9 protein-coding genes are annotated in these 12118 nt (G+C 62.3%); 7 read left to right on the forward strand and 2 right to left on the reverse strand.

Features of this window, described 5'->3' with window-relative positions:
* Positions 1-92: 92 nt before the first annotated feature.
* A complete protein-coding gene (locus G3O01_RS43060; protein WP_205813579.1) occupies positions 93-1010 on the reverse strand; it encodes a LysR family transcriptional regulator in 918 nt (305 codons plus the stop codon).
* Positions 1011-1123: 113 nt separating this feature from the next.
* Between G3O01_RS43060 and G3O01_RS43065 the strand changes: the two genes are divergently transcribed.
* Positions 1124-1909 (forward strand): alpha/beta hydrolase, encoded by a 786-nt coding sequence (locus tag G3O01_RS43065; protein ID WP_205813580.1) that lies wholly within the window; start codon positions 1124-1126, stop codon positions 1907-1909.
* 61 nt (positions 1910-1970) lie between these two features.
* Here G3O01_RS43065 and G3O01_RS43070 read toward each other — a convergent pair whose 3' ends face one another.
* A complete protein-coding gene (locus tag G3O01_RS43070; RefSeq protein WP_205813581.1) occupies positions 1971-2762 on the reverse strand; it encodes a helix-turn-helix transcriptional regulator in 792 nt (263 codons plus the stop codon).
* A gap of 249 nt (positions 2763-3011) precedes the next feature.
* Here G3O01_RS43070 and G3O01_RS43075 point away from each other — a divergent pair, with 249 nt between their 5' ends.
* From G3O01_RS43075 to G3O01_RS43100, 6 genes are all read left to right on the forward strand, one after another.
* On the forward strand, positions 3012-5195 hold the full coding sequence (locus G3O01_RS43075) for a TonB-dependent siderophore receptor (protein ID WP_241024738.1): 2184 nt from the start codon (positions 3012-3014) through the stop codon (positions 5193-5195).
* Positions 5196-6053 (forward strand): ATP-binding cassette domain-containing protein, encoded by an 858-nt coding sequence (locus G3O01_RS43080; protein WP_241024740.1) that lies wholly within the window; start codon positions 5196-5198, stop codon positions 6051-6053.
* Positions 6025-6984 (forward strand): ABC transporter substrate-binding protein, encoded by a 960-nt coding sequence (locus tag G3O01_RS43085; RefSeq protein WP_241024742.1) that lies wholly within the window; start codon positions 6025-6027, stop codon positions 6982-6984. Before G3O01_RS43080 ends, G3O01_RS43085 begins: the two co-directional genes overlap by 29 nt.
* Positions 6981-9032, forward strand: a complete 2052-nt coding sequence (fhuB, locus tag G3O01_RS43090; protein WP_205813582.1) for a Fe(3+)-hydroxamate ABC transporter permease FhuB — start codon at positions 6981-6983, stop codon at positions 9030-9032. Before G3O01_RS43085 ends, fhuB begins: the two co-directional genes overlap by 4 nt.
* A gap of 32 nt (positions 9033-9064) precedes the next feature.
* Entirely contained in the window at positions 9065-10783 is a 1719-nt protein-coding gene (locus G3O01_RS43095; protein ID WP_205813583.1) for a cyclic peptide export ABC transporter, read from the forward strand.
* A 325-nt stretch (positions 10784-11108) separates the two neighbouring features.
* On the forward strand, positions 11109-11957 hold the full coding sequence (locus G3O01_RS43100) for a M91 family zinc metallopeptidase (protein ID WP_205813584.1): 849 nt from the start codon (positions 11109-11111) through the stop codon (positions 11955-11957).
* Positions 11958-12118 lie beyond the last annotated feature (161 nt).

A 12118-nucleotide genomic window follows, 5' to 3' on the forward strand; every position in this document is an offset into this window, starting at 1 on the left:
CGTCCTTCGCTCATGACAAGCCATGCCGATCGTTGCCAGCAACCGCGCCGCGCGCTTTTCGTTTTCGAAGTAACGCTGCAACGTCGTGGCCATCAAGACCTGGTTCTCCGATCCCAGGGCGGGTCATCGCCGAACGTCCCGGCAAGGTAATCGACGAACCGGCGCACTTTCAGTGGTATGCGCTGCGCACTGGGATATACCGCCTGAATCGCCAGATCGGCGGCACGGTAAGTCGGCAACAGCGCCACGAGTTCTCCCCGCCGGAGGTGCTCGCCGAACACGAACGTCGGACCGTACGTGATGCCCGCGCCAGCGAGGGCAGCAGCAAGCAGCATTTGCGTATTGTTAGCTGCCATCCGGCATGGTCCGTCGATGACGTGCGCGCGGTTTCTCGCATCCAGCAAGGTCCAGTCGCCGCCCGACACGGCCTCGCTGAAGGCAAGTCGCGGCGCGCGTCGCAAGTCGTCCGGCTTACGAGGCGTTCCGTGACGTTCGAGGTACGCGGGAGACGCGCACACGACCATGCGGCACGGCGCAAGCCGGCGCGTCACCAGTCCGGGATCCTGCAACCGTCCAATCCGGATGGCGACGTCGATACCGGCATCCATCAGATCGACATAGCGGTCCCCGAGCAGCACTTCCACGTTGACGTGCGGATGGTCCTCCATGTAGCGGGCAACGACGTCGCCCAGGTGCATCGCGCCAAACGTGACGGGCGCTGCGACGCGCAGTACCCCGCGCGCAGTGGTCTGCGAATCGGCCGCTTCCCGGTTCGCTTCGTCGTACGCTTCGAGAATCCGCCTGGCGCGCTCATAGTAAGTCTGGCCCGCCTCGGTCAGACTCAGGCGCCGCGTAGTGCGCTGGATCAGGCGCACATTCAGGTCGGCCTCGATTGCGCTCACATGCTTGCCGGCCATTGCCGCCGACAGCCCGAACCGGCGCGCCGCAGCCGCAAAGCTGCCTTCATCGACAGCCGCGACAAACACGCTGAGGCTCGTCAAGCGGTCCATTTCATTCTCCGATTCGATAACCTGATTATCGACTGCATGCACTATTCCGGCAATTATCAAACCGACGACTTGAATCTACGATTGACCCGTTACCTGACGAAAAGGCTTCGGAAATGGAAATCACGACAAACGGCACGCGGATTCATGTTGCTCAGCAGGGCAGCGGCGAAATGGCGCTGGTGTTTCTGCACTACTACGGCGGCTCGTCGCGTACATGGGAGTGCGCAGCCAGCGAGTTGTCGGAGCGCTATCGAATCGTCGCTACCGATCATCGCGGCTGGGGCGAATCCGAGGCGCCTGCAACTGGCTACGGCATTGCCGAGCTTGCTGCCGATGCCGAAGGCGTCATTCAGACGCTTGCTCTGAAGCGATACGTTCTTGTGGGCCATTCTATGGGCGGCAAGGTTGCTCAACTCATCGCATCGCGCCAGCCGGGCGGACTTGAAGGTCTCGTGCTCGTCGCTCCATCACCACCGTCGCCCGCATTACTCTCCGACGAGGAGCGCGTGATGTTGACGGGCGCCTATCGGACGCGCGAATCGGTCGAATTCGTCATCGATAACATCCTGACCGCAAGATCACTCGATGCCGCACGACGTGAGCAAGCGATCGACGATAGCCTGAAGGGCGCACCGCAGGCCAAGGCAGCCTGGCCAAACGTGGCCATGCTGGAAGACATTACCGCGGAGGTGGCATCAATCGATACGCCGACCATCGTCGTTTCCGGTGAGTTCGATCAGGTGGATCGCATCGAAACGCTTCAGGCCGAGTTGATGCCTCGTATCCCGCACGCGACGATGCATATCCTGCCCGGCGTGGGGCACTTGTCACCGCTGGAGGCACCATCTGAACTGGCGCGAATCATCGCGCGGTTCGTCGCAGGGATTGAACGACGGTAATGCACGACCAACGTGAGGCACTTCATTTATCTCGAAGCAACGTAGCGACGCGGCGGCTATCTCATTCTCGCGCCACCGATACCCTGAACTGCTGCGGTGTCATCCCCGTTGCCCGGCGAAACATCGCTCCGAACGTGCGCGCGTCCGTATAGCCGAGACCATCGGCGATAGCGGTAATGTCAGCGCCCACCGCCAGCCGCGACATCGCTTCGGTCACTCGCATTTGCTCGCGCCATTGCCCGAATGTCATGCCCGTCTCGTGACGAAACATCCGCGCAACGGTGCGCCCGCTTGCGCCGACCTGCTCCGCCCAGTATTCGAGTGACTCATTGCTCTTCGGCTCGGCGATCAGACTCTCGCATACACGCCGCAGGCGTGCGTTCGCGGGCAACGGCAACTGACTTTTCGACGGCTGCGCGAACGCATACCGGATCAATCGCAGAATCAACGGCACGAGCAGCGTTTCCCGGGTGTCTTCGGGGTCATCGAGAACGGGATCGAACATGCCGAGTATCGACGCGTGCAACAGCGCCTCCACCTTCAGCGCGCGACATTCGTAGGCCAGCTCAGGCAACGCCTCGGGCTGGATATAGAGCGTGCGCATCGATACCTCGCCGACCATATGCAACGCATGCTCGACAGCTGAACCGATCAGCAGCGCATGTCCTGGCGTGAGCATCCACAGACCGAACGGCGTCACGATACGCACGATGCCGCTCGGCGCGTACACCAGTTGTGCGCGGTGATGGACGTGCGCGATTTCGTGGCTGCCGTCCGCGTAGTCGATCGACTGTGCAATCAGCGCAGCCGATGCGCGCGCCGCGCCGAAGGTTTGCACATTGGGTCGATTCATGTCGATTTTAAATCCTGATTGGGATTTATGATCATCGATCCGGACGTTTTTGACCTGATTGAAGCTTAAGCTGTCCGGACAGATTCGCTATCTACCGATTATATTAGCGGCAGTGACGCATTCAGCAGTCACTTACCTTGTTGTCCCCACCCCGGTTTTCATCCCATAGCCGTCGCACAAGAACGGCTCGTTATTTTTTGCACTTTTAATGTCAATCATTCTCATTTACATTTACGCGACGGAGAGACCATGATGAGCGCTGGGGTGCGCAATTCGACTGCCTTCACATTGCTGCTTTGCCTGCTGGGCGGGACCTCCACGGTCTACGCGCAGTCGACGGACACGCCCGCTTCCACCAGCGGAGCACAGTTGCCCGAAGTGAAGATAAGCGCGCAACGGGATAATCCTGCCGTGGGTGCCGCTGACGGTTACGTGCCGGTAACGGCAACGACGGCCACTAAAACGGACACGCCGTTGATCGAGACGCCGCAATCGGTGTCGGTGGTGACACGCGACCAGATGACGGATCAAAACGTCCAAAGCGTGCCGGAAGCATTGCGCTACACGGCGGGTGTGGTGTCCGAGATTCGCGGTGGTTCGGCGGCGGGCGCGCCGTACCTTTTCAGCCGCGGCTTCTACCTCGAACAGTTCCTCGACGGCTCGCGTCTGCCGAGCGATGTCAGCTTCGGCTATGCGATTCCAAGCTTCGATCCGTACGGCCTCGAGCGCATCGACGTGCTGCATGGTCCGTCTTCCGTGCTGTACGGGCAGGCTAATCCCGGCGGCGTGGCAAACCTGGTCAGCAAACAGCCGACGACTACGCCCGTGCACGAAGTGTTCTTCACGACGGGCAGTCACAATCGCGTGGAAGGCGGCTTCGACCTTGGCGGTGCGCTGACGCCGGACGGCACGCTGTCGTATCGCCTGACGGCCGCCGCCACCGACGTTGACACGCAGGTCAACGACACGAAGCAGAAGCACGTCTACATCGCGCCCGCGATCACGTGGAAGCCCGATCAGGACACGACGCTCACGGTGCTCGCGAAGTATCAGCGCGATCCCGATGTCGGCTACTACAACTTCGTGCCCGCGCTCGGCAGCCTCTACGACACGCCGAACGGCAAGATTTCTTCGCACACGAATCTCGGCGATCCGAACTTCGATTCGCATTCGAAGACGCAGGCGTCGATCGGTTACGAATTCGAGCACCACTTCAATCCCGTCTGGACGTTCCGCCAGAATCTTCGCTACACGTACGTGCGCGACGATTTCTCGAACGTATTCGCGAACGGCTTTGCGTCGGGTTCGGACACTGAACTCAACCGCTACTCGTTCTTCAACGACGAAAGCGCGAAGTTCTTCACCGTCGACAATCAGGCGCAAGCGAAATTCTCGACGGGCGCGGTTGCGCACACGGTGCTGATGGGCTTCGACTATCAGCGGGTGCTGTATCGCGAGACTGTCGGGCTTGGCGCCGCGCCGCAACTGAATCCGTTTGCGCCCGTCTACCAGCCGATCGCGACACCCGCTGCATTCTCCGACGACAACATCCGCATGAAGCAATTCGGCCTCTACGCACAGGATCAGATTGCGTGGGGCAAATGGCGATTCCTGATAGGTGGCCGCGAAGACTGGGCATCCTCCGATGACAACAATCCGCTCACGCAATCGGTCACGTCGCAATCGGAGCGCGCGTTCACGTGGCGCGCGGGCCTCGTCTATCTGTTCGACAACGGTTTTGCGCCTTATGCGAGTTTTGCGAAATCGTTCGATCCGCAGGCAGGCGTATTGGCCGACGGCTCGGCGGCAAAGCCAACCACTGCGCGGCAGTACGAAGTCGGCGTCAAGTATCAGCCGCCGGGCTACAACAGCTTCATCACGGCATCGGCGTTCGATCTCAACGAACGCAACGTGCTGACTTCGGATCTCGCGCATCCGGGCTTCAGCGACCAGGCGGGTCAGGTGCGCGCACGCGGCTTCGAACTGGAAGGTCATGCGAGCCTGACCAACAACCTGAACATCGTCGCGTCGTACACGTATCTGAGCAACGTCACGACGGAATCCAACGACACGACGACGACCATCGACGGCGCAACGACCTCGTTGCAAGGCAAGACGCCGTGGGGCATTCCGCGTCACCTTGCGTCGGCGTGGCTCGACTACACGCTGCATGGCGGAACGCTGCGCGGCCTCGGATTCAGCGGCGGCGTGCGTTATCTCGGCGCAAGTTACGACCAGTCGAATTCGATCCGCGTGCCGTCCGTGACGCTCATCGATGCAGCGATTCACTACGACACCGGCGCGCACTGGCTGTTCTCCGTGAACGGCACGAACCTGTTCAACCGGCAATACGTGTCGACCTGCTTCAGCGCGGCGGCGTGTACGTACGGCGACGGGGTCGAAGTGCTCGCGACGGCGCGTTATCGCTGGTAAATGGAAGTGATCGACATGCAGAACGCGCGCGCCATCAATGAACGACCAGCGGCCGGTTCGCACACGGAAACAAGCCGTGCGGCACAGCCGTTGTTCGAACTGGACGGCGCGTCGTTCGATGTCGATGGCCGTACGCTGCTGCATCCTGTTTCGCTCACGTTGCGCGCGGGATGCATCACGGCGCTCATCGGCCACAACGGTTCGGGCAAGAGCACGCTGATCAAACTGCTCGCGCGTCAGCAAGCGGCCACGCGCGGCGCGGTACGCTTTGGCGGCATCGATCTCGCGACGTGGCCCGCGCGCGCCTATGCACGGGAAGTCGCGTATCTGCCGCAACAGACACCCGCCGCGACGGGCCTCACGGTGCGCGAACTGGTCGCGCTCGGGCGGTATCCGTGGCACGGCGCGCTCGGCCGTCTGCGCGACGAAGATCGCACGATGATCGACACGGCGTTGAGCGTCACGGATACCACGCGCTTTGCCACGCAACTCGTCGATCATCTGTCGGGTGGTGAACGGCAACGCGTCTGGCTGGCCATGCTGCTGGCGCAGCGCGCCACCTGTCTGTTGCTGGACGAGCCGACTTCCGCACTCGACATCGCCCATCAGATCGACATGCTCAAACTGTTGCGCAGGCTCGCTGACGAGCAGCGTCTGAGCGTCGTCATCGTGCTGCACGACATCAATCTGGCCGCGCGGTTTTGCGACGAACTCGTCGCGCTGCACAGCGGCCATCTGCTGACCACAGGGACGCCGCAGCAGTTGATGCAGCCAGACGTACTCGAATCGATCTACGGCATACCGATGGACATCGTCACGTATCCGCACGATGGCCGCCGTCTTGCCGTTGCGCGCTGACATGAAGCGGCGCGCGTTACTACTGTCGGCGTTGTCCTTGTCCGCGTATGCCGTGTCGGGTGGCGCGCGGGCCGACGCACGTCGACGCGCGCCTCGTCTCGTTGTGCTCGACTGGGGCTTGATCGAGACGCTGCTTGCGCTCGACGTCCGGCCCGTCGGCGTCGCGGAAGCGAGCGACTACGACGCCAGCGTCGTCAGTCCGCTGCTGCCGCAAGGCATCGCCGATGTCGGGCTGCGTCTCGCGCCGAGTCTGGAGATGATCCAGCAACTCGCACCCGACGCGATCCTCATCAACTCGAGTCAGGAATCACAGCGTGCACTGCTCGAACGCATCGCGCCCGTGCGCGCATTCGCAATCTATTCCGATGCAGGCGCGCCATTCGATCACTCGGTGAACGTGACGCGCGAACTCGGCGCGTTATGCGGTTGCGAGGCCGCGGCAGAATCTCTGATCGCGCGCACACAGTCGGCGCTGGCCGCCGATCGCGCGCGGCTTCTCGCACATTGTGCGAGTCAGGACGCAAGCGCAATGCGGCCGGTCTATGTCGTCCGCTTCTTCGATGGACGTCATATCGGCGTGTACGGCGCGCGCAGCCTGTTCCAGGACGTGCTGGACCGGCTCGGCGTGCGCAACGCCTGGCACGGCGCGACGGATTACTGGGGCATCGCTGTCGCCGGCATCGAAAAGCTGGCGAACCCGTCCGATGCCAACGTGCTGTATATCGGCCCATTGCCCGCGGGTGTGAGCGGCATGCTCGCGTCGAACCGCTTGTGGCATGCGCTGCCCGCCGTCGAAGCCGGACGCGTCGCGGCGTTGCCGCCGTTCTGGGGCTTCGGCATGTTGCCTTCGGCAGCGCGCTTCAGCCGCGTGCTCACCGACGCGCTCTTGCAGATGCCACACGCGTGCAATACCAGCGGCACCAAGACATGACCGTCATCCAGCCATCTCACAATTCCTCTACGACGGACGCCTTGCCGCATGGCATAGCGCCGACTGCGCGGCTGAAGGTGCTTCCCGTCGCGCTGGTCACACTGGCGTTCATCGCCGCGCTCGGATTGACGGCCTTCAATCTCGACGCGATCATCCCGCCTTCGCAATGGCTACCCGCGCTGTTCGCGCCGTCGCCGCATGCAGTCGATCAACTCGTCGCGCACGACAGCTGGCTGCCGCGTCTGATCGTCGCGTGGCTCGCGGGTGGACTGCTCGGTCTGACAGGCACGGTGTTCCAGCAGGTATTGCGCAATCCCCTTGCCGAGCCGACGACGCTCGGCGTCTCGGCGGGCGCGCAACTCGCACTAACGACAGCGACGCTCTGGGCACCCGCGTGGCTCATGGGCATGCCGCAATGGATCGCGCTGGCCGGTGCGCTCGCGGCAGCGCTGGCCGTGATGGCGCTCGCGTGGCGCAGCGAGCTTGCGCCCGTCACCACCGCCGTCGCGGGGCTCGTCGTGACGCTGTATTGCGGCTCGTTCGGCATTGCGTTGCAGATGTTCCATGCGCCCTATCTGCGTGGGCTGTTCATCTGGGGAGGCGGATCGCTCGCGCAGAACGACTGGCATGCCGTGACGCTGCTCGCGGTTTGGCTCGTCGCCGGGATGCTGCTCTGTTTCGTGCTGCTGCGTCCACTGACACTCTTCTCACTCGACGACGCCAATGCCCGCGGCCTCGGTCTTTCGCTGCGGCGCACGCGTGTCGCCGCGCTGATGCTCGCAGTCGTGCTGAGCGCGGTCGTGGTCAGCGCGGTTGGGGTGATCGGCTTCATTGGACTTGTCGCGCCCTCGCTGGCGCGGCTCGCAGGCGCGCGGCGTCTGTCGCAACGCGTGTGGATAGCGCCGTTGTTCGGCGCCCTCTTGTTGTGGCTTACCGATCAGGCAGTCCAGCCGTTGTCAGGCGCACTCGGCGACCTGATTCCGGCGGGCGCAGCGAGCGCGCTGTTCGGCGCTCCACTGATGCTGGCGCTGCTGATGCGGCTGCGTCGCGCGCATTGGCCCGATACGCCCACCGAGGTATTCGCGCATGCGCTCGGGGACGCGCACCTGCCGCGCCGCTTCATCCTGATGACGCTGCTATGCCTGCTTGCCTTCGCCCTCGCACTCGATGCGGGACGCAGCGCACAAGGCTGGCATTTGTTGTCGTCCGATGCATTACAGGGCGTGTTGCGCTGGCGTGCGCCGCGCGCGATTGCTGCTCTGTCCGCTGGCGTCATGCTCGCCGTAGCCGGCACGCTGATGCAGCGACTCACGGGCAATCCGCTCGCAAGTCCCGAGCTGACGGGCGTATCGGCGGGTGCTGCGCTCGGCATGATCGCGCTGCTGCTCGCGGCGCCCGCTGCCAGTCATGCATTGCGGCTGTCTGCGACTGCGGCGGGCGCATTCGGCACGCTGCTCGCGATTCTGTGGTTCGCGCGGCGCTCGGCCTTCGCGGCCGATCGCGTGTTGCTCGCGGGCATCGCAATCGGCGCGTTGTTTCAGGCGGTGGCGGGTATCGTGATCGCTTGCGGTGGCGACCGCGCAGTCGTGCTGCTGTCGTGGCTCGCGGGGTCGACCTATTCGATCACATCCGATGATGCGCTTCATGCCGTCGCGCTCTGCGTCGTGCTGTGCGCGCTCACACCATTCACTGCACGCTGGCTGACGGTGCTGCCTCTCGGCGAACCTGTCGCGCTTGCGCTTGGCGTCGAGACGCGCCGGGCGCGACCTGCTCTCTTCCTGCTGATCGCGTTGCACACGGCGGCGGCAACGCTGATCGTCGGACCGCTGTCATTCGTCGGCCTTACCGCGCCGCATTTCGCGCGGCTCGCGGGTGCGCGCCGTCCGCTGGCGCAGATCGCGCTGGCGGCGCCCATCGGCGCGCTCACGATGATCGTCGCCGACTGGCTCGGCCGCGAACTGCTGCTGCCGCGTGAACTGCCTGCCGGTCTCGTGGCGACGCTGATCGGCGCACCTTGGCTGATGTGGCTGCTTGCACGCCGGCAGTGACCGACACCCGACAATACTCGAGGACACACACCATGCTCGCAGACCTGCTGCCGCTATTGCGACGGCTGTGGCCCATCACCGTGCTTTCCACACTGATGGGTGCAGCCAGCGGCGCGGCAACCGCCGCCCTGCTCGCCATCGCCAACCATGCGCTGCACGAAGGCCCGGAGGCGCGCCCGGCATTGCTGTGGGCGTTCGGCGGATTGTGCGCGCTGGCGCTGACAGGCGAAGTGATCTCCGACATCGGCAACAACATCGTCGGCCAGCGCGTGATCGCTGCGCTGCGCCGTAGCGTATGCGCGAAGATTCTCGTCGCGCCCGTCTCAGCCATCGAGCAGATGCGCAGCCAACGCCTCATCACACTGCTCAATCAGGATATCGATACGATCAGCGGTTTCTCGTTCATGTTTTCGAGTCTGGCCATTGCGACGGCGACGATAGTCGGCTGTCTCGTCTATCTGCTCGTCCTCTCGCCTGCGATGCTCGCGATCGCGCTGGTTGCGCTCGCGCTCGGTTCGGTCGTGCAGTCGCTTGCGCGACGCGTCGGAATCCGTCGCTTCGGCGAAGCGCGTGAGGCGGAAGACCGCCTGCAGCAGAACTATCGAGCAATGACGGATGGCGCGAAGGAACTGCGGATCAACGGTGCGCGTCGACGGTTGCTGTATCACGAGCAATTGTCCGGCACCATCGACGCGATCTACCGTCTGCGCGTGCGCGCCGCGAATGTGTTCGTCAGCGCAAATGCGTTTGGTTCGCTGCTGTTTTTCATGGTCGTCGGGCTGGTTCTGGTTTGGCAACTGGCCAGCAGCGGCGCGGACCGGCAGGTTGTCACAGGTTTCGTGCTGGTGTTGCTGTACATGAAAGGCCCAATCCAGGAGATCGTCGGTGCGTTGCCGTCGATCGGGCGCGCACAGATCGCGTGGAAACGCGTCGTGCAGATGTCCACGCGCTTTCAGACGGGCGAGCCCGCGCTGCTCGAGGAGCCGCCTCGCGCCGTCAATGACGCAGTCCCGGCGTTTGAATCGCTCGCATTGCGCGACGTACAGTTTCAATTCCCTTCTGCGCAAGACGAGGGTCCGGAGCAAGCACGCATGCAGCGAGGCTTCGCGCTGGGCCCTGTTTCGCTGACTGTGCGGCGCGGCGAGACGGTGTTTATCGTTGGAGAGAACGGTTGCGGCAAGACCACACTCGTCAAGTTGCTGCTCGCACTTTACGAGCCGCAGCAAGGCGAATTGCTGATGAACGGCGTGCCCGTTCGCGACGATCAGCGCGAAGCCTATCGGCAGCTGTTTTCGGCGGTGTTTTCCGACTATTACCTGTTCGATACGCTGCTGGCCAGCGACGCACAGGCGGAAACGTCAGCGCGGCATTATCTGGAGCGGCTGGAGATTGCGCATAAGGTATCGGTAATCAATGGGGCTTTTTCGACAACCGATCTTTCCACCGGACAACGCAAGCGCCTCGCACTTGTCCATGCGTACCTGGAGCAGCGGCCCGTGATCGTGCTGGACGAATGGGCCGCCGACCAGGACCCGACCTTCCGGCGAATCTTCTATACGGAGATTCTTCCGGACCTCAAGCGCCAAGGCAAAACGCTGATCGTGATCTCGCACGACGACCGATATTTTTCTGCAGCAGATCGGTGCTTGCGGATGGAAGACGGGCACATCGTCGAAGAGTTTCGCGTGGTGAAGACCGACATGGTCGAACGCACACTCACACGCAATGCTACGACCACGCCGTCGATCTAAACGCTGAGCCGATGCGATGTCGCGATAAGCCACGAGGCCGCATGATCGGAACCACGATGTAAAGAGTGGCATGCGTGCTTTCTCATGCAGCCACGAAGCATCGCGATAGCAGGCTTGCCTAAGCTTGAACTGCTTTTACGCTGATCGTAAAAGCACGGCAGACGCATGACAACGAATTGCGTCCAAGCATCGCTGCGCCGCGACGTATGTCACTTCGCATGCTCGCAATCCCACTCCACCTCGTTGCGCATACTTTGACTCACTACTGTCACACAACAGTCTGGTGATCCACATAGCCATATTGGCCGCATACAGGAGAGTTGCGATGCCCAGTAACATTCGCCGAAGCGGGAGTACGTCAAGCGATCTCCCGGTATCAGCGCCGTCCACACCGTCTACCAAACCGGCAGCCAATCCGACCAGCCCAGCCAAGCTTCCCACCGGGAAATTGAGTGCGTTGTCGTCGTTCTCGAAGACGGTGAAGGATAAGACAAGCCGTCCAGTTACCCCGCCGACGGGCCCGATGGTAACGACGCCAACAAAATGGGAAGGCGTTGTGATCAAAACCCGTCCCGGCGATTCAAAGGCGTTTCCTGAGCAGGTTCATTCGGCGCTGGATGAGATAGCCAGTAAGCCGGCGGGCAAGCAGTTGCTGCAGGAGATCGGAGATCACCAGGGCAACAACCAGTTTGGTTACAAGGTTGCAATCATGCCCCAAGCCTCTGAGAAACGGCAGACGTTGTTCGGGCGACCGCGGACTTATGCGGACGGTAACGTCACCAAATCGGCCAGTGATGAAAAAGCTTCGACGCCGGGCGAAGGCGCTGCGTCGTCCATCAAATGGAATCCGCAGCAAACCGTTACGCCGGACGGCAAGCGGCCACCATTCATCGGGCTCGCCCATGAAATGATCCACGCGCACAACAATCTGAAGGGCGAATCGAGTCTGATTTCGAAACCCTCTGGCTCGCCGACCGGTATGGGATCGCAAGGACCCGGCGAGATCGCCAAGGAAAAGACGTCTCGCCCTGTAAATCCTAAAATCGAAGACGAGAACAAAGTGGTGGGTTTAGGGAAATATGCTGATAGCGTTGCATACCCGTTGACTGAAAACACTATTCGCCAGGAGCACGGCCTGGCGCCGCGGCAAGAGTATTCCGGACTTGATGAATAGCGAATATGTTGCATCCGCTGTTTTGCCGGAGCACAAACGCCAAGACCCCGCTTTTGAGGGCGGGGTCTTGTCTGGGTAAGGAGCCTGACGATTACCTACTTTCACACGGGCAATCCGCACTATCATCGGCGTAGAGTCGTTTCACGGTCCTGTTCGGGATG

The organism is Burkholderia sp. Ac-20365 (assembly GCF_017104715.1).
Lineage (GTDB): Bacteria > Pseudomonadota > Gammaproteobacteria > Burkholderiales > Burkholderiaceae > Paraburkholderia.

Coding starts and splice junctions, on each gene's coding strand:
- G3O01_RS43085 (WP_241024742.1), top strand. CDS start 6,025: ATGGCCGCCGTCTTGCCGTTGCGCGCTGACATGAAGCGGCGCGCGTTA.
- G3O01_RS43065 (WP_205813580.1), top strand. CDS start 1,124: ATGGAAATCACGACAAACGGCACGCGGATTCATGTTGCTCAGCAGGGC.
- G3O01_RS43095 (WP_205813583.1), top strand. CDS start 9,065: ATGCTCGCAGACCTGCTGCCGCTATTGCGACGGCTGTGGCCCATCACC.
- G3O01_RS43075 (WP_241024738.1), top strand. CDS start 3,012: ATGATGAGCGCTGGGGTGCGCAATTCGACTGCCTTCACATTGCTGCTT.
- G3O01_RS43060 (WP_205813579.1), bottom strand. CDS start 1,010: ATGGACCGCTTGACGAGCCTCAGCGTGTTTGTCGCGGCTGTCGATGAA.
- G3O01_RS43080 (WP_241024740.1), top strand. CDS start 5,196: ATGGAAGTGATCGACATGCAGAACGCGCGCGCCATCAATGAACGACCA.
- fhuB (WP_205813582.1), top strand. CDS start 6,981: ATGACCGTCATCCAGCCATCTCACAATTCCTCTACGACGGACGCCTTG.
- G3O01_RS43070 (WP_205813581.1), bottom strand. CDS start 2,762: ATGAATCGACCCAATGTGCAAACCTTCGGCGCGGCGCGCGCATCGGCT.
- G3O01_RS43100 (WP_205813584.1), top strand. CDS start 11,109: ATGCCCAGTAACATTCGCCGAAGCGGGAGTACGTCAAGCGATCTCCCG.